Origin of the sequence: Burkholderia cepacia, from assembly GCF_029962485.1 — a bacterium.
Lineage (GTDB): Bacteria > Pseudomonadota > Gammaproteobacteria > Burkholderiales > Burkholderiaceae > Burkholderia.
Genome location: NZ_CP073637.1, coordinates 1532659 through 1558447 on the forward strand (window position 1 = coordinate 1532659; position 25789 = coordinate 1558447).

At 67.2% G+C, this 25789-nt stretch carries 20 protein-coding genes; 16 read left to right on the plus strand and 4 right to left on the minus strand.

The genetic code is table 11. The features are described 5' to 3' along the window. Nucleotides 1-56 precede the first annotated feature (56 nt). The 7 genes from KEC55_RS07110 to KEC55_RS07140 all read left to right on the plus strand — a co-directional run bounded on the left by KEC55_RS07110 (nt 57) and on the right by KEC55_RS07140 (nt 8046). The gene (locus KEC55_RS07110) at nt 57-1634 is read left to right on the plus strand and encodes a sugar ABC transporter ATP-binding protein (protein ID WP_282507312.1); all 1578 of its coding nucleotides are present in this window, start codon (nt 57-59) and stop codon (nt 1632-1634) included. 26 nt (nt 1635-1660) lie between these two features. Continuing rightward, entirely contained in the window at nt 1661-2686 is a 1026-nt protein-coding gene (locus KEC55_RS07115; RefSeq protein WP_059234792.1) for an ABC transporter permease, read from the plus strand. Nucleotides 2687-2729: 43 nt separating this feature from the next. Continuing rightward, on the plus strand, nt 2730-3641 hold the full coding sequence (locus tag KEC55_RS07120; RefSeq protein ID WP_282507313.1) for a sugar phosphate isomerase/epimerase family protein: 912 nt from the start codon (nt 2730-2732) through the stop codon (nt 3639-3641). Between the two features lie 59 nt (nt 3642-3700). Continuing rightward, nucleotides 3701-4714, plus strand: coding sequence for a Gfo/Idh/MocA family protein (locus tag KEC55_RS07125; protein ID WP_282507314.1), 1014 nt, complete (start codon nt 3701-3703; stop codon nt 4712-4714). Nucleotides 4715-4749: 35 nt separating this feature from the next. Continuing rightward, nucleotides 4750-5676 carry a TIM barrel protein gene (locus tag KEC55_RS07130; protein ID WP_282507315.1) on the plus strand — a complete coding sequence of 309 codons (927 nt, stop codon included), beginning with the start codon at nt 4750-4752 and terminating at the stop codon, nt 5674-5676. Between the two features lie 31 nt (nt 5677-5707). Beyond that, entirely contained in the window at nt 5708-6880 is a 1173-nt protein-coding gene (locus KEC55_RS07135) for a Gfo/Idh/MocA family protein (RefSeq protein WP_282507316.1), read from the plus strand. Between the two features lie 281 nt (nt 6881-7161). After that, nucleotides 7162-8046 carry a MurR/RpiR family transcriptional regulator gene (locus KEC55_RS07140; RefSeq protein WP_282507317.1) on the plus strand — a complete coding sequence of 295 codons (885 nt, stop codon included), beginning with the start codon at nt 7162-7164 and terminating at the stop codon, nt 8044-8046. A gap of 57 nt (nt 8047-8103) precedes the next feature. On the opposite strand, the gene KEC55_RS07145 is transcribed toward KEC55_RS07140, so the two are convergent. Then, nucleotides 8104-9624: a CoA-acylating methylmalonate-semialdehyde dehydrogenase gene (locus KEC55_RS07145; protein WP_282507318.1), complete on the minus strand. Its 1521-nt coding sequence runs from the start codon at nt 9622-9624 to the stop codon at nt 8104-8106. 113 nt (nt 9625-9737) lie between these two features. On the opposite strand from KEC55_RS07145, the gene KEC55_RS07150 reads away from it, so the two are divergent. From KEC55_RS07150 to KEC55_RS07180, 7 genes are all read left to right on the plus strand, one after another. Beyond that, nucleotides 9738-10673: a LysR family transcriptional regulator gene (locus KEC55_RS07150; protein WP_282507319.1), complete on the plus strand. Its 936-nt coding sequence runs from the start codon at nt 9738-9740 to the stop codon at nt 10671-10673. Between the two features lie 117 nt (nt 10674-10790). After that, a complete protein-coding gene (locus tag KEC55_RS07155) occupies nt 10791-11018 on the plus strand; it encodes a sulfurtransferase TusA family protein (RefSeq protein ID WP_006402122.1) in 228 nt (75 codons plus the stop codon). 190 nt (nt 11019-11208) lie between these two features. Further along, nucleotides 11209-11643: a peptidase gene (locus KEC55_RS07160; RefSeq protein WP_282507320.1), complete on the plus strand. Its 435-nt coding sequence runs from the start codon at nt 11209-11211 to the stop codon at nt 11641-11643. A 267-nt stretch (nt 11644-11910) separates the two neighbouring features. Further along, nucleotides 11911-12615 carry a response regulator transcription factor gene (locus tag KEC55_RS07165; RefSeq protein WP_006490421.1) on the plus strand — a complete coding sequence of 235 codons (705 nt, stop codon included), beginning with the start codon at nt 11911-11913 and terminating at the stop codon, nt 12613-12615. Next, nucleotides 12612-13973, plus strand: a complete 1362-nt coding sequence (locus tag KEC55_RS07170; protein ID WP_282507321.1) for a FecR family protein — start codon at nt 12612-12614, stop codon at nt 13971-13973. Before KEC55_RS07165 ends, KEC55_RS07170 begins: the two co-directional genes overlap by 4 nt. 10 nt (nt 13974-13983) lie before the next feature. Continuing rightward, nucleotides 13984-16371, plus strand: a complete 2388-nt coding sequence (locus tag KEC55_RS07175; protein ID WP_282507322.1) for a CHASE2 domain-containing protein — start codon at nt 13984-13986, stop codon at nt 16369-16371. 37 nt (nt 16372-16408) lie between these two features. Further along, the gene (locus KEC55_RS07180) at nt 16409-17023 is read left to right on the plus strand and encodes a DUF4136 domain-containing protein (protein ID WP_282507323.1); all 615 of its coding nucleotides are present in this window, start codon (nt 16409-16411) and stop codon (nt 17021-17023) included. A 52-nt stretch (nt 17024-17075) separates the two neighbouring features. Here KEC55_RS07180 and galU read toward each other — a convergent pair whose 3' ends face one another. Continuing rightward, nucleotides 17076-17960: a UTP--glucose-1-phosphate uridylyltransferase GalU gene (galU, locus tag KEC55_RS07185; RefSeq protein WP_282507324.1), complete on the minus strand. Its 885-nt coding sequence runs from the start codon at nt 17958-17960 to the stop codon at nt 17076-17078. 87 nt (nt 17961-18047) lie between these two features. After that, nucleotides 18048-20915: a valine--tRNA ligase gene (locus KEC55_RS07190; protein ID WP_282507325.1), complete on the minus strand. Its 2868-nt coding sequence runs from the start codon at nt 20913-20915 to the stop codon at nt 18048-18050. A gap of 224 nt (nt 20916-21139) precedes the next feature. On the opposite strand from KEC55_RS07190, the gene KEC55_RS07195 reads away from it, so the two are divergent. Further along, nucleotides 21140-23503: a UvrD-helicase domain-containing protein gene (locus tag KEC55_RS07195; protein WP_176047137.1), complete on the plus strand. Its 2364-nt coding sequence runs from the start codon at nt 21140-21142 to the stop codon at nt 23501-23503. Next, complete coding sequence (locus tag KEC55_RS07200; RefSeq protein ID WP_282507326.1) at nt 23500-24297, plus strand: 5'-methylthioadenosine/adenosylhomocysteine nucleosidase; 798 nt, start codon at nt 23500-23502, stop codon at nt 24295-24297. Before KEC55_RS07195 ends, KEC55_RS07200 begins: the two co-directional genes overlap by 4 nt. Nucleotides 24298-24363: 66 nt before the next feature. On the opposite strand, the gene KEC55_RS07205 is transcribed toward KEC55_RS07200, so the two are convergent. Then, on the minus strand, nt 24364-25599 hold the full coding sequence (locus KEC55_RS07205; RefSeq protein WP_282507327.1) for an MFS transporter: 1236 nt from the start codon (nt 25597-25599) through the stop codon (nt 24364-24366). Nucleotides 25600-25789 lie beyond the last annotated feature (190 nt).

A 25789-nucleotide genomic window follows, 5' to 3' on the forward strand; every position in this document is an offset into this window, starting at 1 on the left:
TGAACTGCGCGGGCCCGGCATTGCCGGGTTCGCGCGCGCTTTGTCGAGGAACGTCCATGTTTACAGCCAGGGTCGCGCGCCCGATGGCCGGCGGCGATGCACCGGCCGCTTCATCCGGCGGATCGTCGGCCGCGCCGGCTTCTCCCGCCGCCGACTGCGTGCTCGAGGTGCGCGGCGTCGGCAAGTCCTTTCCCGGCGTCGTCGCGCTCGACGGCGTGCAGTTCCGCGTGCGCCGCGGCACCGTTCATGCGCTGATGGGCGAGAACGGCGCCGGCAAGTCGACGCTGATGAAGATCATCGCGGGCGTCTACACGCCCGACCAGGGCGAAATCCTGATCAACGGCGAACCGGTCGTGCTGAACGGTCCGCTCGACGCGCTCGACCGCGGGATCGCGATGATCCACCAGGAACTCAACCTGATGCCGTACATGACGGTCGCGGAGAACATCTGGATCCGCCGCGAACCGAAGAACCGCTTCGGCCTGATCGATCACGCGGCGCTGCGCCGCCAGACGGCCGCGCTGTTCGAGCGGCTGTCGATCGACATCGATCCGGAAACCGACGTGCGCACGCTGACGGTCGCGAGCCGCCAGATGGTCGAGATCGCGAAGGCCGTGTCGTTCGACTCCGACGTGCTGATCATGGACGAGCCGACCTCCGCGCTGACCGACAAGGAAGTCACGCACCTGTTCCGGATCATTCGCCAGCTGCGCGAGCAGGGCAAGGGCATCGTCTACATCACGCACAAGATGAACGAGCTGTTCGAGATCGCCGATGAGTTCTCGGTGTTCCGCGACGGCAAGTACATCGGCACGCATGCATCGAGCGACGTCACGCGCGACGACATCATCCGCATGATGGTCGGGCGCGAGATCACGCAGATGTTTCCGAAGGAAGAAGTGCCGATCGGCGACGTCGTGCTGTCGGTGAAGGATCTCGGCGTCGACGGTGTGTTCCGCGACGTGAGCTTCGAGTTGCGCGCCGGAGAAATCCTCGGCGTCGCGGGCCTCGTCGGCTCGGGACGCTCGAACGTCGCGGAGGCGCTGTTCGGCGTCGTGCCGGCCACGTCGGGCGAGATCCGCATCGACGGCAAGCCGGTGCGGATCGCGACGCCGGCGCAGGCGATGAAGCACGGGATGGCCTTCCTCACCGAGGATCGCAAGGACACCGGCTGCTTCCTGAATCTCGACCTGCTCGCGAACATGGAAGCGGCGGTGCTCCGCAACCGCTACGTGAAGTTCAACTTCGTGCAGCAGGCGCAGCTGAAGCGCGACTGCGAGGAAATGAGCCGGACGCTGCGCGTGAAGTCGCCGGGGCTGCACGAGGAAATCCAGAACCTGTCGGGCGGCAACCAGCAGAAGGTGCTGATCGGCCGGTGGCTCCTCACGCAGCCGCGCATCCTGATCCTCGACGAACCGACGCGCGGCATCGACGTCGGCGCGAAGGCCGAGATTCACCGGCTCGTCAGCGCGCTGGCCGGCAAGGGCGTCGCGGTGCTGATGATCTCGTCGGAAATGCCGGAAGTGCTGGGGATGAGCGATCGCGTGATGGTGATGCACGAAGGGCGCATGACCGGCATCGTCGATCGCAAGGACGCCGACCAGGTCCGCATCATGGATCTCGCGTCGCGCTGAGCCGAATCAAGATTGGAGACAAAGAAATGGGCAACCTGAACCCGGTCGCGGATGCGCAGACCATGACACTCAAGTCGCGGCACACGAAGTGGCCGCCCGAGCTGAGCATCTTCCTCGTGCTGGTCGGCATCAGCCTGTTCTTCGAGATCGTCGGCTGGATCGTCGTCGGCCAGAGCTTCCTGTTCAATGCCGAGCGGCTCGAGATCATCGTGCTGCAGATGGCCGTGATCGGCATCATCGCGGTCGGCGTGAACCTCGTGATCATCACCAGCGGGATCGACCTGTCGTCGGGGTCGGTCGTCGCGGCCGCGGCCGTCGTATCGGCGAGTCTCGCGCAGGTGTCGGACTTCCCGCGCGCGGTGTTTCCGCACCTGACCGACCTGCCGATCATCTGGCCCGTGCTGGCCGGCGTGTGCGTCGGGCTGCTGGTCGGCCTGCTGAACGGCACGCTGATCGCGATGACGGGCATCCCGCCGTTCATCGCGACGCTCGGCACGATGGTCGCCGCGCGCGGCTTCGCGAAGTGGTTCACCAACGGGATGCCGGTGTCGATGCTGACCGACCCGTTCGCGGCCATCGGCGCGGGGGCGAATCCGGTGATCATCTTCCTCGTGATCGCCGCGATCTTCCACGTCGTGCTGCGCTACACCCGCTTCGGCAAGTACACCTATGCGATCGGTGCTAACCGCCACGCGGCTGTCGTGTCGGGCATCAACGTCACGCGCCACCTGATCTTCGTCTATGCGATCGCGGGGCTGCTGAGCGGGATTGCAGGCACCGTGACGGCCGCGCGTGCGATCTCCGGCCAGTCGGGCATGGGCGTGATGTACGAGCTCGATGCGATCGCGGCCGTCGTGATCGGCGGCACGTCGCTGTCGGGCGGCCTCGGCCGCGTGACGGGCACCGTGATCGGCGTGCTGATCCTCGGCGTGATGACGTCGGGCTTCACGTTCATCCGCATCGACGCGTATTACCAGGAGATGGTGAAGGGCGCGATCATCGTCGCGGCCGTGATCGCCGACCAGTACCGCAACAAGAAGACGCGTCGCTGAACGCCCGCGTCGTGCCGGTAACCGCATTCGCGAAGGAAGCCTGATGAAGATCGCGCTGGACCCTTACATGATTCGCCACCTGCCGCTGGACCGGTTGCCGCACGCGGTGGCTGAACTCGGTTACGACCAGATCGAGCTGTCGCCGCGCAGCGATTTTCTCGACTGGTGGGTGATGCCGCGCGCGACGCGCGAGCGCATGGCCGCGTTCCGGCAGGCGATGCGCGCGAGCGGCGTCGGTCTCGCGTCGCTGCAGCCGATGTATCGCTGGGCGAGCCCGTTCGAGGACGAGCGTCAATGGGCCGTGCGTTGCTGGAAGAAGGCGATCGAGGTGGCGGTCGAGATGGAGTGCGCGCTGATGGTGTCGGAGTTCGGGCGCGGCGCGTCGCCCGAGCGTTCGGTCGGCGAGCGGCCCGGCGCGAACCCGAAGGAGCTGTGCGAGGCTGCGTGGTTCCGGTCGATGGACGAGTTGCTGCCGATCCTCGAGCGCGAACGCATCGTGCTGTCGGTCGAGCCGCATCCGGAGGACTGGATCGAGCAGTTGCAACCGGCGATCGACATCGTCACGAATCTCGCTTCGCCGTCGCTGAAGCTGTCGTATATCGCGCCGCACACGTTCTACTACGGCGACGACATGGCCGCGATGATCGCGCAAGCCGCGCCGATCCTCGCGCACGTGCGCGTGGCCGACACCTTCGACCACCGCAAGAGCAGCCAGCTGCGCTACATCGTGAACCCGCCCGGCTCGACCCAGATCCGCGTGCACCAGCATCTCGACATCGGGCAGGGCGAGATCGACTGGGACATGTTTTTCCGTGCGCTCGGCGCGGCAGGCTTCGACGGCGTGATGTCGTCGTGCGTGTTCGCGTGGGAGGACCGCGCGGAAGCGTCGTCGCGCTACATGCGCGAGACGATCCAGCGCTACGTCGATCGTCATTTCGATCGCACCGCGCGCTGACCGATTGCTGACCGGCGCGGCACGGGCCGCGCCGTTGATGAACGACTGGAGACTCGTAGATGACCTTGCAAATCGGCGTGATCGGCTGCGGCGCGATCGGCCAGGACCATATCCGCAGACTGACCCGTACGCTGTCCGGCGCACGCGTCGTGGCCGTCAACGACATCGATCCGCAGCAGGCGCGCGACGCGGTGACGAAGTACGAACTCGATGCCGAGATCTACGCCGACGGCCACGAAGTGGTCGCGGCCGCCGACGTGCAGGCCGTGCTCGTCACGTCGTGGGGGCCGACGCACGAAGCGTTCGTGCTCGACGCGATCGCGCACGGCAAGCCCGTGTTCTGCGAGAAGCCGCTCGCGGTGACGGCCGACGGCTGCATGCGGATCGTCGAAGCGGAAGTCGCGCACGGCAAGCGGCTCGTGCAGGTCGGCTTCATGCGGCCGTACGACGAAGGCTATCGCGCGCTGAAGCGCGTGATCGACAGCGGCGAGATCGGCGCGCCGCTGATGCTGCATTGCGCGCACCGCAACCAGTCGGTCGGCGAGCGCTACACGACCGACATGGCGATCACCGATACGCTGATCCATGAACTCGACGTGCTGCGCTGGCTGCTCGGCGAGGACTACACGAGCACGCAGGTCGTCTATCCGAAGAAGACGCGCCATGCGTCCACGCATCTCGCCGATCCGCAGATCGTGCTGCTGGAAACCGCGAGCGGCGTGCGCATCGATGTCGAGATCTTCGTGAACTGCCAGTACGGCTATGACATCCAGTGCGAGGTCGTCGGCGAGCAGGGCATCGCGACGCTGCCCGATCCGCCGGCCGTCGGGCTCAAGCATGCGGCGCGACAGTCGGTCGAGATCATGACCGACTGGAAGGAGCGTTTCATCGCGTCGTACGACGTCGAGCTGCAGGCGTTCATCGACGGCGTGCGGCAGGGCGCGCTGACCGGGCCGTCCGCATGGGACGGCTACGCGGCGGCGGTCGCGGCCGACGCCTGCGTGAAGGCGCAGAAGAGCGGCGCGGTCGAGCCGATCGCGATGGCCGACCGTCCCGCGTTCTATCGCGGCTGATCCAAGGCCATGCGCCGCTTGCCGGATTGACCGACATGACGATGAAAATTGGTTGCGCCCCGTGCTGCTGGGGCGTCGACGACGTGAACAACCCGCACCTGCCGCCGTGGCGGCACGTGCTTGCCGAGGCCGCGCAGGCCGGCTACTCGGGCATCGAGCTCGGGCCGTACGGCTACATCCCGCTCGAACTCGACGTGGTGAGCGCGGAGCTCGAGCGGCAGCGCCTGAGCATCACCGCCGGCACGATCTTCGACAACCTCGTGTCGCCGGAGAACCTGCCGAACCTGCTGCGCCAGACGCGCGACATCTGCGCGCTGATCACACGGCTGCCGAAACTGCCGACGCAGGCCGGCCAGCGCTACGCGGCGCCGTACCTGGTCGTGATGGACTGGGGGCACGAGGAACGCGACTACGCGGCCGGCCATGCCGATCGCGCGCCGCGGCTGTCCGATGAAAGCTGGGCCCGGATGGTCGAGCACGTCCGGCAGATCGCGACGATCGCACGCGACGAATTCGGCGTGCGCGCGGTGATCCATCCGCATGCGGGCGGCTACGTCGAGTTCGCGGACGAGATCGACCGGATCGTTGCCGATATTCCGGCCGACACGGCCGGCCTCTGTCTCGACACCGGCCACCTGCATTACTCGGGCATGGACCCGGAAACCTGGCTGCGCCGCCATGCATCGCGTCTCGACTACGTGCACTTCAAGGATATCGACGCGGCCGTGTACGACGCGGTGATGGGCGAGCACATCGCGTTCTTCGCCGCCTGCGCGCGCGGCGTGATGTGCCCGATCGGCACCGGCGTGCTCGACTACCGGTCGATCCGCCGCGCGCTCGACGACATCGGCTACGCCGGGTACATCACGATCGAACAGGAGCGCGACCCGCGCAATGCCGGCACGAGCCTGCGCGACGTCGCAGCCAGCCGCGCGTTTCTCGCGTCGGCCGGCTTTGCATGACCTCTGAACCCGCACCAGGAACACCACCATCATGATTGACGGACAGATTCTGCTTGGACATTCAATTCGCTGGGGCATGGTCGGCGGCGGGCTCGGCAGCCAGATCGGCTACAGCCATCGGTCGGCCGCGATGCGCGACGGCAGCTTCCAGCTCGTCGCCGGCGCATTCGACATCGATCCCGAACGCGGCCGCCAGTTCGGCGTGAAGCTCGGCGTCGCGGCCGAGCGCTGCTATCCCGACTACGCGACGATGTTCGACGCCGAGGCGCGCCGCCCGGACGGGATCCGCGCGGTGTCGATCGCGACGCCGAACAACACGCACTTCGAGATCTGCCGCGCCGCGCTGAGCGCGGGGCTGCACGTGGTCTGCGAGAAGCCGCTGTGCTTCACGACCGAGGAGGCCGAGGCGCTGCAGCGCCTGTCGGTCGAGAAGAACCGGATCGTCGGCGTCGCGTATGGCTATTCCGGACACCAGATGATCGAGCAGGCGCGCGAGATGATCGCGCGCGGCGATCTCGGCGAGATCCGCATCGTGCAGATGCAGTTCGCGCACGGCTTCCACAGCGAGGGCGTCGAGGCCGCGAGCGCGGCCGCGCGCTGGCGCGTCGACCCGAAATTCGCGGGCCCGAGCTACGTGCTCGGCGACATCGGCACGCATCCGCTGTACATCTCCGAGGTGATGGTGCCGGAGCTGAAGATCAAGCGGCTGATGTGTTCGCGGCAGAGCTTCGTGAAGAGCCGCGCACCGCTCGAGGACAATGCGTTCACGATCATGGAATACGACACCGGTGCGGTCGGCTATGTGTGGTCGAGCGCGGTGAACGCCGGTTCGATGCACAGCCAGAAGGTGCGCGTGATCGGCTCGAAGGCGAGCATCGAATGGTGGGACGAGCATCCGAACCAGTTGCGCTACGAAGTGCAGGGGCAGCCCGCGCAGGTGCTCGATCGCGGGATGGGCTACCTGCATCCGCAGGCGCTGCGCGAGGACCGCATCGGCGCCGGTCATCCGGAAGGGTTGTTCGAGGCCTGGTCGAATCTCTATGCGCGCTTCGCGCTCGCGATGGATGCGGCCGATCGCGGCGATGCCGACGCGTTGAAGCAGATCCGTTATCCGGACGTTCACGCGGGCGTGGAGGGCGTGCGATGGGTGGAGAACTGCGTGCGCTCCGCCGACGCGGGCAGCGTCTGGGTCGACTATCGCTGAGCAGGGCAGGCCGGCTGCGCGGGGAACGTCATGTTGCGCACCGACAGTCGGCCTCGGTACACGCCCTAATCTTTACGACGCCGCGAGAGCGTTGGACAATCGCTTCCAGTCTTGCCGTGGAGCGAGTGCAAGTGATGATCGAGCGCGTGGGAGCGAGCGTGCGGCGCGAGCCGTGCCGCAAACGTGATTAAATTCGCCCTTCATGCATGTACCCAGGTGAGCTCCGGGCCGCGTCCGCCAGCATCGCGCGCGCGTCGGGGCCGTCAACTTCGCGCTATCCGATGAGTTCATCCGAGAAACCTCCCGCCACCGTCGAGCAGTTCCTGCAGAATCTGACGCAGGAATACGACGGCCTCAGCAATCGCCTGAAGGTGATTGCGCGCCACGTGGAAACGCATCGGGACCAGCTTGGCCTGGAAGGCATCCAGTCGCTCGCGGAGGCATGCGGCGTCCAGCCGTCGGCCGTCGTGCGCTTTGCGAAGCACTTCGGCTTCTCCGGTTTCTCCGAGATGCAGCGGCTGTTCCGCGAAGGGCTCGCGCAGCAGATCGCGCCGGGGCGTGCATACAATTTGCGGCTGCGCGACGTGATCGAAGCGGGTTCGTCGAGCCTGCAGCCCGAACAGATCGCCGACGAGTTCATCAAGGGCAGCATTGCCGGCATGCAGCAGCTGCGGCAGACGCTCGATTCGCAGGCGCTCGCGCAGGCCGTCGACCTGCTCGCCGACACGCAGGCGATCTGGATCGCCGGCTCGCGGCGCGCGTTTCCGATCGCCGTGTATCTCGACTATGCGCTGCAGCACACCGACAAGCGCATCGGGCTGTTCAGCGCGCTCGGCAGCATGCATCTCGGGCAGATCCGCTCGGTGCGCGAGGGCGACGTGATGATCGTGATCTCGTTCATGCCGTATGCGGAGGAAACCGTGCAGGTCGCGCAGCAGGCCGTGCAGCGCGGCGCGCGCGTGATCGCGATCACCGACAGCCGGATGAGCCCGCTCGCGCGGGAGGCCGAGGTGACGCTGATGGTGCAGGACAGCGAGACATTCGGCTTTCGCGCGCTGACGGCCACGATGGGCCTTGCGCAGAGCCTGTTCGTCGCGCTCGCGTACCGGCTCGAGCTGTCGTACCTGCCGACCGCCGACGGCGCGCACGGCTCGAAAGCCGGTTGACCTTGACTGCCGGCGAGCCGCCCGCGACCTCGATCGGCGGGCGGCACGCCGGCTGGCTTACTTCGCGGTCGGCATCGCGAATTCGGCACCCTTGCCGATGCTCGACGACCAGCGCTGCATCACCGACTTCTGGCGCGTGTAGAAGCGCACGCCTTCCTCGCCGTACGCGTGCATGTCGCCGAACAGGCTCTTCTTCCAGCCGCCGAAGCCGTGCCATGCCATCGGCACCGGGATCGGCACGTTGATGCCGACCATGCCGACCTGGATGCGCCGCGCGAATTCGCGCGCGATGCCGCCGTCGCTCGTGAAACACGACACGCCGTTGCCGAACTCGTGTGCGTTGATCAGGTCGACCGCTTCGCCGAAATCCTTCACGCGCACGCAGCCGAGCACGGGCCCGAAGATTTCTTCCTGGTAGATCCGCATGTCGGGCGTCACGTGATCGAACAGCGTGCCGCCGGTGAAGAAGCCTGCTTCGCGGCCCGGCACGCGCAGCCCGCGGCCGTCGACCACCAGTTTCGCGCCTTCGTTCACGCCTTGCTCGATGTAGCCTTCGATGCGCTTGAGCGCTTCGCCGGTGACGATCGGGCCCATCTCGACTTCCGGCGACATACCGTCGCCGATCACCAGCGTGCGTGCGCGCTCGGCCACCAGCGGCACGATCTGGTCCGCGACGTCGCCGACCAGCACCGCGACGCTGATCGCCATGCAGCGTTCGCCGGCCGAGCCGTACGCGGCGCCGATCAGCGCGTCGACGGCCTGCTCGATGTTCGCATCGGGCATCACGACCAGATGGTTCTTCGCGCCGCCGAGTGCCTGCACGCGCTTGCCGGACTGCACGGCGCGCTGCTGCACGTAGGCCGCGATCGGCGTCGAGCCGACGAAGCTGACGGCCTGCACGTCGGGGTGGTCGAGCAGCGCGTCGACCGCGCCCTTGTCGCCCTGCACGACGTTGAACACGCCGGCCGGCAGCCCGGCCTGCGTGAGCAGGTCGGCGATGAACAGCGCGGCCGACGGGTCGCGCTCGCTCGGCTTCAGCACGAACGTGTTGCCCGTCGCGATCGCGACCGGGAACATCCAGCACGGCACCATGCACGGGAAGTTGAACGGCGTGATGCCCACGACGACGCCGAGCGGCTGGCGCATCGTCCAGTTGTCGATGCCGGTGCTGACCTGGTCGGTGAAATCGCCCTTCAGGAGCTGCGGCACGCCGCATGCGAATTCGATGATGTCGATGCCGCGCGCGACTTCGCCCTGTGCGTCGGAGAACACCTTGCCGTGCTCGGCCGTGATGATCGCCGCGAGCGTGTCACGGTGTTCGTTCATCAACTGCAGGAAGCGGTGCAGCACGCGCGCGCGGCGGATCGGCGGCGTCGCGGCCCAGGCCGGGAGTGCGGCGTGGGCGGAGGCGACGGCCTGCTGCACTTCGCTGTCGTCGGCGAGTGCGACGCGGCGCACCGCGCGGCCGAGCGCCGGATTGAGGACGTCCTGGAAGCGGCCGCTGCGGCCGGCAACGGGCGCGCCGTCGACATAGTGGCCGACGTCGGCGTCGGACGTATAAGCGGGAACCGGATTCATCGTGTCTCCTGGGGATGAGGTGAGGGTGGACCGGGACTAGTCTATGCACACCGGCAAATCGCGAGAAGACCGCGAAACTTGATTCACTGTTCAGAATTCTGAATAATCAGCGGATGAATCAGCAAAATGTCCAGGCGCTCTGGCCGCATATCCATTCGCTGACGGTGCTGGCCGCGGCGGGCAGTTTCACGGCTGCCGCGCAGCGGCTCGGCATCAGCAAGGCCGCGATGAGCCAGCGCATCGCCGATCTCGAAAAGGCGGCCGGCGTGCCGCTCGTGCGCCGCACGACGCGCAGCGTGCGGCTCACCGATGCGGGCCAGACGCTCGTCGACAGCACGCGCGACGCGTTCGAGTCGATCGGGCAGCACTTCGCGCGCGTGAAGGATCTGGCCGGCGAGCCGCGCGGCCTGCTGCGCCTGACGGTGCCGGTCGCGCTCGGCCGCCAGCAGGTCGTGCCGCACCTGCCCGATTTCCTGCGGCAGCATCCGGGCGTGCAGATCGAGCTGGACCTGTCCGACCGGCTGCATTCGCTGACGCAGGAGGGGTTCGACCTCGCGATTCGTCATACGACCACCGCACCGCAGACCCACGTCGCATGGAAGCTGTGCGACACGCGCTCGCTGCTGGTCGCGAGCCGCGACTACCTCGATGCACGTGGCGCGCCGCGTCACCCGAACGAACTCGTCGATCACAGCTGCCTGTGCTACCTGCGCGACAACGAGCCGGCCGCCTGGAGCTTCGAGCCGCACGGCCGGCGGCGCGAGCGCGTGAGCGTGCCCGTGCGCGGGAGTTTCGCGGCGAACAACAGCGAGGCGATGCGCGAGGCCGCGCTCGGCGGGCTCGGCATCGCGCTGCTGCCGGATTTCAGCGCGCGGCGCGATCTCGACGCCGGCCGGCTCGTTGCGTTGCTCGACGGCTGGCGGCCGTCGGGCGCGTTCGGCGATCACATTTTCGCGATCCGCCCGTACAGCCCGGTCGTGCCGAGCGCGGTGCGCGCGCTCGTGCGGCACCTGCGCGAGCGGCTCGCGGGCGGCTTCTCCGGCGCGTGAGCCCGGCACCCGCGCACGCCGCGCCACGGGCTGCCCGGGCAGGCACGGCGGCGCTGCGGTAAAATCGCGGCTTCCTCCCGCGCCGCATGTGGCGCGTCATTCGAAGGTCGAAAGCCGATGCAGATTCACAAGGAAGTGGATGCGCGCGGGCTCAATTGCCCGTTGCCGATCCTGCGCGCCAAGAAAGCGCTCGCCGATATGGAAAGCGGGCAGATCCTCAAGGTGCTTGCGACCGACCCGGGCTCGCAGCGCGATTTCGCCGCGTTCGCGAAGCAGACGGGTAACGAGATCGTCGAATCGACGACGCAGGACAAGACCTTCGTGTTTCTGATGCGCCGCCGCTGACGGCCCGTATCGTCTGCCGCGCCGCGCGCCGGACGGGCCTCTCTGACAATTCTTAAACCTCACTGCGTGACGGGCTGCGTATACTGACCCGGCCGGTCGTCCGCTCCCAGCGGACGCGCCGGCCACGGTACGTCGCAAGGCGGGCACGGGGGCCATGCCTGACGCTACCGTCGTACAACGGGGAGAGGACATGTCCTTCAGACCAGGGACCCTTCGAAGTCCGTCCGGAGCGCAATGCATTGCGCCCGCGCGCGCGTCGGAATTGAGCCGGATCGAGCTCGATCCGCAACAGGATCGCCACGCGCGTGCCGCGCTGGAGGCCTACGCGGATTCGGCTGCGGCCGACATGCCGTGGCTGGCCGAGTGGCTTGACGAACGGCTACGCGAAGCCGCACAGGACGACGGCTCGGGCCCGACCTACTGCGGTGCGACGATCGAGCGCGTGTTCGATCTGGCGCAGGCGTGGGCGGCGGGCCAGCCCGACTACGCAGCGACTGCGTGGGAGCGCGTGCGTGGCCAGCTGCAGCGGATGCTGGTTCAACCGGCGCTGTCGGAGCTGCCGTCGCCACGTGTGCCGGCGGACGATTTTGCCGAGCCGGTGGCCGGCATCGCGGGCGCCGATTAGGCGTCAGAATGCGCGACAGGAAGGATTATTCGAAGAAAGGGCTGTAGTCCGCGCAATTTCTTGGCGAATTTCATACTACTATGATGAAATCGCCGGTTCGTCCGTACCCCGTTTTTGAGATATCTAACCGGGGTCGCCGGTTTGCGCAGGTGGCGCGAACGGCGAACGACGGCTCACCGGCCGATATCCGGACGCCGCGCACGTGCTGCGTGGCCGGGGTAGGCGCGGGAGTTGAATGGACGAATCGATTTCGATTTGCGGGGTGCTATGAGAATTGCTGTACTGGATGACGATCCGGCCCAGACGGATTTCGTCAGTCAAACGCTGACGGCCGTTGGCCATACGTGCTATGCGTTCAAGGAAGGCAAGGCCCTGAAGAAGCGCCTGCAGCGCGAGACATTCGATCTGCTGGTGCTCGACTGGAACGTGCCCGACATGTCGGGCGAGGAAGTGCTCAAGTGGGTGCGTGCGAACCAGACCGAGCACAGCCTGCCGATCATCTTCATGACGAGCCGCGACGACGAGGCGGGGATCACGCAGATCCTCAACGCCGGCGCCGACGACTACGTGGTCAAGCCCGTCTCGGGCCCGATCCTGCGCGCACGCATCGGTTCGCTGCTGCGCCGCGCGTATCCGGTCAACGCCGAGGCCACCGTCCGCGAGTTCGATCAGTTCCGTTTCGACGTGAACCTGAAGCAGGCCTACGTCGGCGACAAGGCCGTGAGCCTCACACAAAAGGAATTCGAGCTCGCGCTGCTGCTGTTCCAGCACCTCGACCGGCCGTTGTCGCGCGCGCACATTCTCGATCTCGTGTGGAAACAGGCGACCGACATCCCGTCGCGCACGATGGACACGCACATCTCGATGCTGCGCACCAAGCTCGGCCTGCGGCCCGAGAACGGCTATCGCCTCGCGCCGATCTACGGCTACGGCTACCGGCTCGAGCGGGTCGGCCAGGGGGAACCGGAGTGACCACGGGAATCACGCAGCGCACGGCGAACCTGCGCACGGCGGCGCTGCGCGCGGCCTGCGCGGTCGCGTTTGCGTTCGCCGCTCAGCACGCGGCGGCGCAACCGCCCGCTGCCGCGGGCAAGATGGTCGTGTACCGCACGCAGGCGGGCGACACGCTGTACGACGTCGCCGCGCGCTATCTGCAAGGCTCGGACGACTGGCAACTGCTCCAGCAGATCAATGGCGTGCCCGCGCCGAAGCACCTGCAGCCCGGCGTTGCGCTGAAGCTGCCGGTTGCGCGCCTGCGCAAGGAAAAGCTGACCGCGCGTGTCGTCGCGGTGCAGGGCACGGCTGAACGCGCGTCCGGCGACGCTTTCACTGCGCTTGCAAACGACGCGACGCTCACCGAAGGCGACCGCGTGCGCACGGGCCCGAACGGGTTCGTGACGATCGAGCTCGTCGACGGCACGCACATGAGCCTGCCGCCCGACAGCCAGCTCGACCTGAAGTCGCTGCGCCGCACCGTGCTGACCGGCACGCTCGATCGTGAGTTCGAACTCACGCGCGGCTCGGTCGACAGCGAAGTCACCCATCTGAAGAAACGCGACGACCGCTTCCAGATCCGCTCGCCGTCGGTCGTCGCCGGCGTGCGCGGCACGCGCTTTCGCGTGAACTACGACGCGGCCGGCAATGCGTCGACGCGCGTCGAAGTGCTCGACGGCACCGTCGGCGTCGCGGGCAACCGGCAGCCGGCCGATCCGACGCTCGTGCATGCGAACTTCGGCAGCGTCGCGACATCGTCCGGCGCAGTCGGCGCGCCCGTCGAACTGCTGCCGGCACCGGCGCTCGCGCATCCCGACAAGGTGCAGGACGAACCCGACGTCGCGTTCGACGTCGCGCCGCTCGCGCAGGCGCATGCGTACCACCTGCAGATCGCGCATGACGCGGGGATGCTCGACCCTTTCCGCGAAACGCGCACCGTTTCGTCTCGTGCGGTGTTCCGCGACGTGCCGAACGGCACGTATTTCGTGCGGGTGGCCGCGATCGACGCGAGCGGTCTCGAAGGTGTGCCGCGCATCTATGCGTTCGAGCGGCGCCTGATGGGGCTCGACGCGAGCGCGTCGCCCGGCGCGGACGGCTACGAGTTCCGCTGGTCGCCGAACGGTTCGGGCAAGGATGCACGCTACCGGTTCGTGCTGTCGCGTTCGAAAGACCTGAGCGTGCCGGTTGTCGACCAGGTCGGCCTGCAGGCGCGCAAGATCACGATCGCGCGCCTGCCGCCCGGCGACTACTACTGGGCCGTGACCGTCGAGGAATTCGAAGGCGGCAAGTTCTATCAGAAGACCAGCCCGGTCAGCGCGTTCACGTTGTCGCGTTGATCCGCGGCGCATGAAATCCGACTCCGTTTCCCCACGGCGGCACCTCGGCCGCCGCTTCCTCATCGAATGGATCGCGATCGGCTGCCTCGGGATCGCGGTGATCCTCGCGTGCGCGCTCGGCCGCCTGTCGTCGAGCGTCGACGGGCTGATCTACGACCGGCTGCTGATGCTGCGCAGCCTGCCGCTGTCTCCGGATGTGGTCGTCGTCGACATCGACAACCAGAGCGTGTCGGCGCTCGGCCGCTGGCCGTGGTCGCGCGACGTGCATGCGCGGTTGCTCGACACGCTGGCGCGCGCGCAGCCGGCCGCCGTCGTCTACGACGTGCTGTTCACCGAACCGTCGCCGGAGGATCGTGCGTTCGCGGACGCGATGAGCCACGTACCGACCTTCCTGCCCGTGCTGCTGAGCCCGGAGCAGGCGGACGGCACGCGCAGCGTCGACCCGCCGGTCGCCGCGCTCGCGGCGCGCGCGACGGGGCTCGGTCACATCAATCTCGAAGTCGATCGCGACGGCATCGTGCGCAGCGTCGCGCTGTTCGAAAGCGACGGCCGCGTGCGCTGGCCGCAATTGATGGTGCCCGTGTACCGCGCGATCCAGGCCGGCCGGCTGCATCCGGTCGGCGGCGCGCCGGGCGCGAACGCGCACGACCTGTCGCGCGATGCGGCCGGCGAGGGACGCTACCTGATCCCGTTCAGCCGCAATACGCCGGCCTATCCGACGCTGTCGTTCGACGACGTGCTCGAAGGGCGCGTGAAACCCGATGCGCTGCGCGGCAAGATCGTCGTCGTCGGCGTGACGGCGTCCGGGCTGTACGACCGCTTCGCGACGCCCGTGTCCGGCGAGTTCGGCCCGCTGGCCGGTGTGTATATCCATGCGAACGTGCTCGACATGCTGGCGACCGGCAGCGCGATCTCGCCCGCGTCGCGCCTGGGGCTGTTCGCCGCGTCGCTGCTGCCGCTCGCCGCGCTGCTCGGCGGTTTCATGATGCTGTCGCCGTGGCGTGCGCTGCTGCTGACGATGAGTCTCGCCGTGCTCGCCGTGCTCGCGAGCCTGGCGCTGCTGTTCGAGGCGCGCATCTGGCTGACGCCGGCGCCGGCGATCTTCGGGCTGATCGCCGTCTACCCGATCTGGAACTGGCGGCGCCTGGAAATGACGATGTCGTACCTGCGCCGCGAGCTGCAGCGGCTCGCCGACGAGCCGCACCTGCTGCCCGAGGCGCCACGCACGCGCAGCGTCGGCGGCGACGTGCTCGAGCGGCAGATGGCGCTGATGGCGCAAGCGGCACAGCGCGTGCAGGACATGAAGCGCTTCGTGTGGGACAGCCTCGACAGCATGCCCGAGCCGATCTTCGTGACCGACCTGGCCGGCACCGTGCTGATCGCGAACCATGCGGCGAAGCGCTACGGGTCGCGGCTCTCGTTGCCGCTGCCGGAAGGGCGGCCGCTGCGCAACGCGCTCGGCGAGCTGACCTTCATGAAGACCGTCGACGGCAATGCCGAACACGATGTGGCGATCCGCGAGCACTGGCCGGCCGTGCTCGACCCGACACTCGAGGCCGAACACGACGCGATGGCGCGCGGCATCGAGGTGCGCGATCGCGACGGGCTCGACCATCTGCTACGCTACGCGGCCTGTACGAACGCGCAGGGCCGCGTGACGGGCTGGATCGCCGGCCTCGTCGACGTGACCGAACTGCACGCGGCCGAGCGGCAGCGCGAGGAAGCGCTGCACCTGCTGTCGCACGACATGCGCTCGCCGCAGGCGTCGATCCTCGCGCTGGTCGAGATCGAGCGCGACCGCGTCGACACCGACGCGATGCGCGGGCTGCTCGCGCGGATCGAGCGCTATGCGCATCGCGCGCTGTCGCTGGCCGACGAGTTCGTGCAGTTGGCGCGCGCCGAGTCGCAGGTGTACCAACTCGAGGTCACGAGCCTCGTCGACGTGCTGATCGATGCGAGCGACGAGGTGTGGCCGCAGGCGCAGGCGAAACATATCCGCGTCGACACCGAAGCTGGCGCCGACATGTGCTGGGTGCGCGCGGACCGCTCGCTGATCACGCGCGCCTTCGTGAACCTGCTGAACAACGCGGTCAAATACAGTCCGTCCGACACCGTGATCACGTGTACGCTGACGGTCGAGCACGCATCGAAGCGGATGTTCTGTACGATTCGCGATCAGGGATACGGCATTGCGCCGGAAGATCAGCGGCATCTGTTCGAGCGTTTCAAGCGATTCCATGCCGGCGAGCGGCCCGAGATCTCGGGTTCCGGGCTCGGCATGGCGTTCGTGAAGACGGTCGTCACGCGCCATGGGGGCAGCGTGTCGGTCGATAGCGAAGTGGGTGTCGGCACCGCGGTGACGGTGTCGCTGCCCGCGATCGACGAGCCGTCCGCCTGACAGGGCCGGGCACGACGGCAGGTATCTGGGGAAAGCCATGAGAAAGGAATGGGCAGCGACCGCGCTGGCGGCGTTGCTGTTGACGGGTTGCGCCGGCGTGACGAGCGGCGTGAGTACGGTCGGGCAGCCGAATGCGTTTGCATCCGGCGCGCACGGCTACGATTTCGTGCGGACGGCCGCGCAGGCGGGCGATACCGAATACCGGCAGATCGAGACGCTCGTGCGCGACGAACTCGCACGCCGCGGTTTCGATGCGCAGCCGCTCAAGGACGCGCGCTACCGGCTGTCGATCGCGTACGCGACGCAGCCGGCGTCGGTCGCGGCGATCGCCGACCGGTGCGGCGCCGCGAGCAGCGCTTGCGTGACGGTCGACGGGCCGGCGCCATTCGCGCTGCCGTTCATGGGCACCGTGTATCGCCACGTGCTCACGCTGCGTTTCGTCGACGCGCAATCGGGTGCCGACGTCTACCGCGTATCGGCTGCGCTGCGCGATCGCGACCCCGGCACGCAGCTGGCCGCGCCGGCGCTCGTGAAGAGCGCACTGGCGAAGGTGCCGTTCGGCGACGGCAGCGGCTGGCTCGTCAAGACGAAAAAAGACGACGCGGGCGGGATGCCGGGCGTCGTCTCGGTGAAGCCGGCCGAAGCGCGCTGAGCGCCGGCCGGTGAGGTGAGGGCGGGCTCGCCGCGGCGAGCCCTTGCCGCGTTCAGGCGGCCGGATGCGTGCCGCCGCGCGTACGCAGGTACGCGTCGAAATCGGCGCTGACTTCCGGGTGGCGCAGCGCGAATTCCACCGTCGCCTTCAGGTAGCCGAGCTTGCTGCCGCAGTCGTAGCGCGTGCCCTGGTACTTGTAGGCCAGCACTTGTTCATCGGCGAGCAGCGCCTGGATCGCGTCGGTCAGCTGCAGTTCGCCGCCCGCGCCGGGCTTCAGCGCGCGCAGGTGTTCGAAGATCCGCGGCTTCAGGATGTAGCGGCCGACCACGCCGAGGTTCGACGGTGCGACTTCGGGCGCCGGCTTCTCGACGATCGCCGACATCTTGACGATCGATTCTTCCCATTCCTTGCCGTCGACGATGCCGTACGCCTTCGTTTCCGACGGCGGGATCTCTTCGACGCCGATCACCGAGCTGTGATAGTGGTCGAACACGTCGACCATCTGCTTCATCACGGGCGGATTGCCGTCGAGCAGGTCGTCGGCGAGGATCACGGCGAACGGGTTGTCCGCCACGAGCTTTTCCGCGCACAGCACCGCATGGCCTAGGCCGAGCGCTTCCGGCTGGCGCACGTAGAAGCAGTCGACATGGCTCGGCTTGATGCTGCGCACGAGCTCGAGCAGCTTTTCCTTGCCGCGCGCCTCGAGTTCGGCCTCGACCTCGTACGACTTGTCGAAATGATCCTCGATCGCGCGCTTGCTGCGCCCGGTGACGAAGATCATCTCGGTGATGCCCGCGGCGATCGCTTCCTCGACCGCATACTGGATCAGCGGCTTGTCGACGACCGGCAGCATTTCCTTCGGGCTCGCCTTCGTTGCCGGGAGGAACCGCGTGCCGAGACCGGCAACGGGGAACACGGCCTTGGAAACTTTCAGCATGATCGAACCTTTATTCCTGTAATCGACTTGTCAGACGGTTTATGTTCTCGTTCGCATTATAGTGAACGCAAACGGCCTTACCCTTTGTTACGCAGGCAACCGATCGAGCTGCGCGCGCAGTTTTTCGAGCGTGCTCTGGAATTCCGCGACGCGTTTCTGCTCCTGTTCGACCACGGCCGGCGGCGCCTTCGCGACGAATGCCTCGTTGCCGAGCTTCGCGTTGCACTTCACGATCTCGCCCGTCAGGCGCGCGATTTCCTTCGACAGGCGCTCGCGTTCGGCCGCGACGTCGATTTCAACTTTCAGCACCAGCTTGTTCGGGCCGACGATCGCGATCGGCGCGCCGTGCGCTTCCTTGTCGAGCGTCGCTTCGTTCGCGAGGATCTGCACTTCCGACAGGCGCGCGAGCGCCTGGACGTACGGCGCGAACGAGCGCAGGCGGTCGGCATCGCCGGCAGCCAGCAGCGGCACCTTGGTCGCCGGCGACAGGTTCATCTCGCCGCGCAGGTTGCGGCATGCGTCGACGATTGCCTTCAGGTCGGCTGCCCACTGCTCGGACGCCTCGTCGATCTTCTGCAGGTTCGCGAGCGGATACGCCTGCGTCATCAGCGACGCTTCGCCCTCGGCCTTGCCTTGCGGATAGCGGCCGGCGAGCGGCGCGACCTTCTGCCAGAGCGCTTCGGTGATGAACGGGATGACCGGGTGCGCGAGGCGCAGCACCGTTTCCAGCACGCGCAGCAGCGTACGGCGCGTCGCGCGCTGCTGTTCCGGCGTGCCGTTCTGGATCTGCACCTTCGCGAGCTCGAGATACCAGTCGCAGTACTCGTCCCACACGAACTTGTAGATGCTGCTCGCAACGTTGTCGAAGCGGTAATCGGCGAAGCCCTTCGCGATGTCGGCCTCGGTACGCTGCAACAGCGACACGATCCAGCGGTCGGCCGCCGAGAAGTCGAGGTAGCCGCCGGGGCCGCAATCGCCCGCGCCGCACACTTCCGGCTTGTCGCTGCCGCAGTCGTGGCCTTCGCAGTTCATCAGCACGAAGCGCGTCGCGTTCCACAGCTTGTTGCAGAAGTTGCGGTAGCCTTCGCAGCGCGCGAGGTCGAAGTTCACGTTGCGGCCGAGCGTCGCCATCGACGCCATCGTGAAGCGCAGCGCGTCGGTGCCGAACGCGGCGATGCCGTCCGGGAATTCCTTGCGCGTCTTCTTCTCGATCGTCGCGGCCTGTTTCGGGTTCATCAGGCCCGTCGTGCGTTTCGCGACCAGCGTCTCGAGGTCGATGCCGTCGACGATGTCGATCGGGTCGAGCGTGTTGCCCTTGCTCTTCGACATCTTCTGGCCTTCCGCGTCGCGCACGAGGCCGTGCACGTAGACGGTGTGGAACGGCACCTTGCCGGTGAAGTGCGTGGTCATCATCACCATCCGGGCGACCCAGAAGAAGATGATGTCGAAGCCCGTGACGAGCACCGATGACGGCAGGAAGTGCTGCAGTTCAGGCGTTTCGTTCGGCCAGCCGAGCGACGAGAACGGCACGAGCGCCGACGAGAACCACGTGTCGAGCACGTCCTCGTCGCGCTTCAGCGCGCCCGCGTAACCCTTGGCAGCGGCCTGCGCACGCGCTTCTTCCTCGTTGCGCGCGACGAACACCTCGCCGTTCTCGCCGTACCACGCGGGAATCTGGTGGCCCCACCACAGCTGGCGCGAGATGCACCAGTCCTGGATGTTCTCGAGCCACTGGTAGTAGGTGGTCGTCCAGTTTTCCGGCACGAACTTGATCTGGCCGTTGCGTACGACGTCGAGCGACGTTTCGGTGATCGACTTGCCCGGGGTGAACGTGCCTTCCGGCGCCGGCTTCGTCATCGCGACGAACCACTGGTCGGTCAGCATCGGCTCGATCACGACGCCCGTGCGGTCGCCGCGCGGCACCATCAGCTTGTGCGGCTTGACGGAGTCGAGGAAGCCCTCTGCATCGAGGTCGGCGACGATCGCCTTGCGCGCGTCGAAGCGGTCGAGGCCGCGATACTGCTCGGGGCCGTTGTCGTTGATCTTGGCGTCGAGCGTCAGGATCTCGATCGGCGCGAGGTTATGACGCAGGCCGACCTGATAGTCGTTGAAATCGTGCGCGGGCGTGACCTTCACGACGCCCGTGCCGAACTCGCGGTCGACGTAGTCGTCGGCGATCACCGGAATCTCGCGGCCCGTCAGCGGCAGCGTGACGAGCTTGCCGATCAGGTGCGCATAGCGCTCGTCTTCCGGGTGGACCATCAGTGCGACGTCGCCGAGCATCGTCTCCGGGCGCGTGGTGGCGACGGTCAGCGAGCCCGAGCCGTCGACGAGCGGGTAGCGGATGTGCCACAGGTGGCCGTTTTCCTCTTCGCTCGCGACTTCGAGATCCGACACCGCGGTGAGCAGCACCGGATCCCAGTTGACGAGGCGCTTGCCGCGGTAGATCAGGCCCTGTTCATGGAGCGTGACGAACACGTCGCGCACGGCGGCCGACATCTTGTCGTCCATCGTGAAGTATTCGCGCGACCAGTCGGGCGACGCGCCGAGGCGGCGCACCTGGCCGGTGATCGTCGAACCCGATTTTTCCTTCCATTCCCACACGCGCTCGACGAACTGCTCGCGGCCGAGGTCGTGGCGCGACACGCCCTGCGCGTCGAGCTGGCGCTCGACGACGATCTGGGTGGCGATCCCCGCGTGGTCGGTGCCCGGCACCCACAGCGTGTTCTCGCCGAGCATCCGGTGGTAGCGGGTGAGGCCGTCCATGATCGTCTGGTTGAACGCGTGGCCCATGTGCAGCGTGCCCGTGACGTTCGGCGGCGGCAACTGGATCGCGAAATCCGGGCGGGACGGATCGAATGCCGGGGCGGCATAACCGCGTTTTTCCCACTCCGGCCCCCATTGGGACTCGATGGTGTGGGGCTCGAAGCTCTTCGCAAGCGTGTTGTCGCTCATGTTGGAAATCTGCCGAAAAATGCGTGAATTGGATGCCGAATCTGACAATTATAAATGGATGCCCATCGGCCAGCCATCGCCTTGCCGCCACGGGCCTGTCGCGACGGGGCCGCAACGCGCCGGCAACGCGTCCGCAACGTGCGGCCAAACGGATCGGGAACGGCATCGCGCGGCCGACTTATAATGTCGGGTCCGCATTTTTCTCGCCCGTCCGCTGCCGCTCCATGCCCGATCTGCTCGCCAATCTGAACCCCGAACAACTCGCCGCCGTCACGTTGCCGAACGAACCGGCGCTGATCCTTGCAGGGGCGGGCAGCGGCAAGACCCGCGTGCTGATCACGCGCATCGCGTGGCTGATCCAGCAGGGCTACGCGTCTCCGCCCACCGTACTCGCCGTCACCTTCACGAACAAGGCCGCGCGCGAGATGATGGCGCGCCTGTCGGCGATGATGCCGATCGATACGCGCGGGATGTGGATCGGCACGTTCCACGGCCTGTGCAACCGGATGCTGCGCACGCACTGGCGCGACGCCGGCCTGCCGCAGACCTTCCAGATCCTCGACACGGCCGACCAGCTGTCCGCGATCAAGCGGCTGATGAAGGCCGCGAACGTCGACGATGAAAAGTACCCGCCGAAGAACGTGCAGTACTTCATCAACAACGCGAAGGAGCAGGGGCTGCGTCCCGACAAGGTCGACGCGACCGACAACTTCAATCGCAAGTTCGTCGAGCTGTACCAGGCATACGACCAGCAGTGCCAGCGCGAGGGCGTCGTCGATTTCCCGGAGCTGCTGCTGCGCTGCTACGAGCTGCTCGCGTACAACGCGCCGCTGCGCGCGCACTACCAGGCGCGCTTCCGGCACATCCTCGTCGACGAGTTCCAGGACACCAACAAGCTGCAGTACGCGTGGCTCAAGATGCTCGCGGGCGGCGAGAACGCGATCTTCGCGGTCGGCGACGACGACCAGTCGATCTATGCGTTCCGCGGCGCGAACGTCGGCAACATGCGCGACTTCGAAGACGAATTCCGCGTGCGCAACCTGATCAAGCTCGAGCAGAACTACCGGTCGCACGGCAACATCCTCGACGCGGCCAACCAGTTGATCTCGAACAACGCGCACCGCCTCGGCAAGAACCTGCGCACCGACGCCGGCCACGGCGAGCCCGTGCGCGTGTACGAGGCGAGCACCGATTCGCAGGAAGCCGGCTGGATCGTCGAGGAGATCCGTTCGCTGATCAACACCGGGATGGCGCGTAGCGAAGTGGCCGTCCTGTACCGCAGCAACGCGCAGTCGCGCTCGATCGAGCACACGCTGATGTCGTCGGGCATCCCGTACCGCGTGTATGGCGGCCTGCGCTTCTTCGAGCGGCAGGAAGTGAAGCACGCGCTCGCGTACCTGCGCCTGATCGACAACCCGAACGACGACACGGCGTTCGTACGCGTCGTGAACTTCCCGACCCGCGGGATCGGCGCGCGCTCGATCGAGCAGCTCGCCGACGCCGCGCGCCTGTACGGCTGCTCGATGGCCGCCGCGATTCCGTACGTGACGGGCAAGGCCGGCACGAGCCTCGGCGGGTTCGCGAACCTGGTCGCGAAGATGCGCGCCGATACGCAGCACATGAACCTGCCCGACACCGTCGAGCACATCGTGCGCGCCAGCGGTCTCTCCGATTTCTACCAGGGCGAGCGCGAAGGCCAGGACCGCCTCGAGAACTTGCAGGAACTCGTGAACGCGGCCACCGCGTTCATCGCCGAGGAAGGCTACGGGCTCGACACGCCGGCCCGCTCGATCCCGTTGCGCGCGGGCGCGATCGCGGCGCCCGAGCTCGGCACCGCGACCGACGATCCGGCGGTCGACGTGCTCGATCCGGCGTCGCCCGCCGATCCGGCACAGAACCCCGACACGATGACGCCGCTCGCCGGCTTCCTGTCGCATGCGTCGCTGGAGGCCGGCGATAACCAGGCGCAGGCCGGCCAGGACGCCGTGCAACTGATGACGGTGCACGCGGCGAAGGGGCTCGAATTCTCCGCCGTGTTCATCACGGGCCTCGAGGAGGGGCTGTTCCCGCACGAGAACAGCGTGCTCGAATCCGACGGCCTCGAGGAAGAGCGCCGGCTGATGTACGTCGCGATCACGCGCGCGAAGGAGCGGCTCTACCTGTCGTTCGCGCAGAGCCGGATGCTGCACGGCCAGACGCGCTACAACGTGCGCTCGCGCTTCTTCGACGAGCTGCCCGAGCACGTGCTGAAGTGGCTGACGCCGAAGGTCGAGGCCGGGTCGCGCTGGGGCGGGCGTTCGGACAATGCCGGGTACGGGCGCGACTGGTTCGCGCGGCCGGGCGGCGGCAGTCGCGAGCAGATCGTCGACGCGGCCGTGTCCGCGCCGCTGCCCGCGTTCGCGAACAAGCAGCGCGCCGCCGATACCGGGTTCCGGGTCGGCCAGCAGGTGTTCCATACCAAGTTCGGCGAAGGCACGGTCACCGCGCTCGAAGGCAACGGCACCGATGCGAAGGCGCAGGTGAAATTCAAGCGGCACGGCGAGAAGTGGCTCGCGCTCGCGGTCGCGAAACTGCAGGCGGTGGAATGATGGGCGTCGACAAGGTTGGGACGGCTTCGACCCGTCCGCTCGGCATTCTGGCCGCGCTGCCCGAGGAACTCGGCGACCTGATCGCCGCGATGCGCGCCGATGGCGCGATGAAGACGGTCACGCTCGGCCGCCGCGATTATCACGTCGGCACCGTGCACGGCGCGGCCTGCGTGGTCACACTCGCGCGGGTCGGCAAGGTCGCGGCCGCCGCGACGGTCAGCGCGCTGATCCACGTGTTCGGCGTGTCGGGCGTCGTGTTCACCGGTGTGGCTGGCGGCGTATCGCGCACGGTGCGGGTCGGTGACGTCGTCGTGGCCGATACGCTGCTGCAGCACGATCTCGACGCATCGCCACTCTTTCCGCGCTACGAAGTGCCGCTGCTCGGCATCACGCGCTTCGCGACCGACGCGGCGCTGACGGCGCGCCTGCGGACTGCCTGCACGCTGTTCGTCGCGGAAGAGGGGGCGCAGTTCGCCGAGCGCTTCGGGCTTGCCGGCGCGACGCTGCACGCGGGGCTCATCATCAGCGGCGACCGCTTCGTGTCGAGCGAGCGCGAGGTCGTCGCGCTGCGCGACGCGCTGCCGGACGCGCTCGCGGTCGAAATGGAAGGCGCCGCGATCGCGCAGGTGTGCGCGGAGCACGACGTGCCGTTCGCACTCGTGCGCACGATTTCCGATACGGCCGACGATCACGCGACGCAGTCGTTCTCGCACTTCCTGTCGGCGATCGCGAGCAGCTATTCGTCCGGCATCCTCAAGCGTTTCCTGACGCTGCATGCGACGACGGCGGCCTGAAGCCGCCGCCGTATTGTCCCTTCGATCCGATCGACCGGCCGCGGCGCACACACCGCGGCCGGCTCGTCACGCCTTCTTGCGCCGGCTGCTTTCGAGATTCGGCAGGAAGATCGTCAGCACGCCGATCAGCGGCAGGAACGAGCACACCTTGTAGACGAACGTGATGCTCGTCGCATCGGCGAGCTGGCCGAGCACGGCCGCGCCGACCCCGCCGAGCCCGAACGCGAAGCCGAAGAACAGGCCCGCGACCATCCCGACCTTGCCGGGCATCAGTTCCGTCGCATAGACGAGGATCGCGGCGAATGCCGACGCCAGCACGATGCCGATGATCACGGTCAGCACGCTCGTCCAGAACAGGTTCGCGTACGGCAGCAGCAGCGTGAACGGCGCGACGCCGAGGATCGATACCCAGATCACGTACTTGCGCCCGATCCGGTCGCCCACCGGCCCGCCGATCAGCGTGCCGGCCGCCACGGCCGCGAGGAACACGAACAGGTGGATCTGCGCGGCCTGCACCGACAGGTGGAACTTGTCGATCAGGTAGAACGTGAAATAGCTGTTGATGCTCGCGAGGTAGAAGTACTTCGAGAACACGAGCAGCACCAGCACGCCGATCGCGCTCATCACGCGGCCGCGCGACAGCGTCGGATGACCGGCCGACACGGCCTTCTTCTTCATCGACGGATGCTTCTTGTACCAGTGGCCGATCTGCGTGAGCACGATCATCGCGACGAGCGCGGCCGCCGAGAACCACGCGATGCTGTGCTGGCCGTGCGGAATGATCACGAGCGCGGCGAGCAGCGGCCCGAGCGCGGAGCCCGCGTTGCCGCCGACCTGGAACACCGATTGCGCGAGCCCGTGCTGGCCGCCCGACGCCATCCGCGCGACCCGCGACGACTCCGGATGGAACACCGACGAGCCGCAGCCGACGAGCGCCGCGGCCACCAGCAGCATCGGAAAACTCGACGCGACCGACATCAGCAGCAGCCCCGCGAGCGTGAAGCCCATGCCGACCGGCAGCGAATACGGCTTCGGACGCTTGTCGGTATAGAGGCCGACGAGCGGCTGCAGCAGCGACGCCGTGATCTGGTACGTGAGCGTGATCAGGCCGATCTGTGCGAACGACAGCGCGAACTGGCTCTTGAGCATCGGATAGATCGCGAGGATCAACGACTGGATCATGTCGTTGAGCATGTGCGAGAAGCTGATTGCGCCGAGCACCGGGTAGACGGTGCGGAGCGCGGGTGGCGCGGACGGCTGGGCGGCGGCTGCGCCGGCTCCGGAGTCGAGGCTGGTTTCCATGTGAGCTGAACGAGTTGAGGTGGCGGGCGCGCTCTGATGGGGATCGGCGCGTTGTTGATTCGTTGATGCGTCAAAGAAGTGTAATGTGGCGTATCAAGAATGTCAGGCCAAGTTTTATCGCAAATCGGACATTCATCGGACAGATCGGACGATGCGTATTTTTTTGGACGGGTATAACGCTGGCGGCGCG

Coding starts and splice junctions, on each gene's coding strand:
- KEC55_RS07110 (WP_282507312.1), top strand. CDS start 57: ATGTTTACAGCCAGGGTCGCGCGCCCGATGGCCGGCGGCGATGCACCG.
- KEC55_RS07115 (WP_059234792.1), top strand. CDS start 1,661: ATGGGCAACCTGAACCCGGTCGCGGATGCGCAGACCATGACACTCAAG.
- KEC55_RS07120 (WP_282507313.1), top strand. CDS start 2,730: ATGAAGATCGCGCTGGACCCTTACATGATTCGCCACCTGCCGCTGGAC.
- KEC55_RS07125 (WP_282507314.1), top strand. CDS start 3,701: ATGACCTTGCAAATCGGCGTGATCGGCTGCGGCGCGATCGGCCAGGAC.
- KEC55_RS07130 (WP_282507315.1), top strand. CDS start 4,750: ATGACGATGAAAATTGGTTGCGCCCCGTGCTGCTGGGGCGTCGACGAC.
- KEC55_RS07135 (WP_282507316.1), top strand. CDS start 5,708: ATGATTGACGGACAGATTCTGCTTGGACATTCAATTCGCTGGGGCATG.
- KEC55_RS07140 (WP_282507317.1), top strand. CDS start 7,162: ATGAGTTCATCCGAGAAACCTCCCGCCACCGTCGAGCAGTTCCTGCAG.
- KEC55_RS07145 (WP_282507318.1), bottom strand. CDS start 9,624: ATGAATCCGGTTCCCGCTTATACGTCCGACGCCGACGTCGGCCACTAT.
- KEC55_RS07150 (WP_282507319.1), top strand. CDS start 9,738: ATGAATCAGCAAAATGTCCAGGCGCTCTGGCCGCATATCCATTCGCTG.
- KEC55_RS07155 (WP_006402122.1), top strand. CDS start 10,791: ATGCAGATTCACAAGGAAGTGGATGCGCGCGGGCTCAATTGCCCGTTG.
- KEC55_RS07160 (WP_282507320.1), top strand. CDS start 11,209: ATGTCCTTCAGACCAGGGACCCTTCGAAGTCCGTCCGGAGCGCAATGC.
- KEC55_RS07165 (WP_006490421.1), top strand. CDS start 11,911: ATGAGAATTGCTGTACTGGATGACGATCCGGCCCAGACGGATTTCGTC.
- KEC55_RS07175 (WP_282507322.1), top strand. CDS start 13,984: ATGAAATCCGACTCCGTTTCCCCACGGCGGCACCTCGGCCGCCGCTTC.
- KEC55_RS07180 (WP_282507323.1), top strand. CDS start 16,409: ATGAGAAAGGAATGGGCAGCGACCGCGCTGGCGGCGTTGCTGTTGACG.
- galU (WP_282507324.1), bottom strand. CDS start 17,960: ATGCTGAAAGTTTCCAAGGCCGTGTTCCCCGTTGCCGGTCTCGGCACG.
- KEC55_RS07190 (WP_282507325.1), bottom strand. CDS start 20,915: ATGAGCGACAACACGCTTGCGAAGAGCTTCGAGCCCCACACCATCGAG.
- KEC55_RS07195 (WP_176047137.1), top strand. CDS start 21,140: ATGCCCGATCTGCTCGCCAATCTGAACCCCGAACAACTCGCCGCCGTC.
- KEC55_RS07200 (WP_282507326.1), top strand. CDS start 23,500: ATGATGGGCGTCGACAAGGTTGGGACGGCTTCGACCCGTCCGCTCGGC.
- KEC55_RS07205 (WP_282507327.1), bottom strand. CDS start 25,599: ATGGAAACCAGCCTCGACTCCGGAGCCGGCGCAGCCGCCGCCCAGCCG.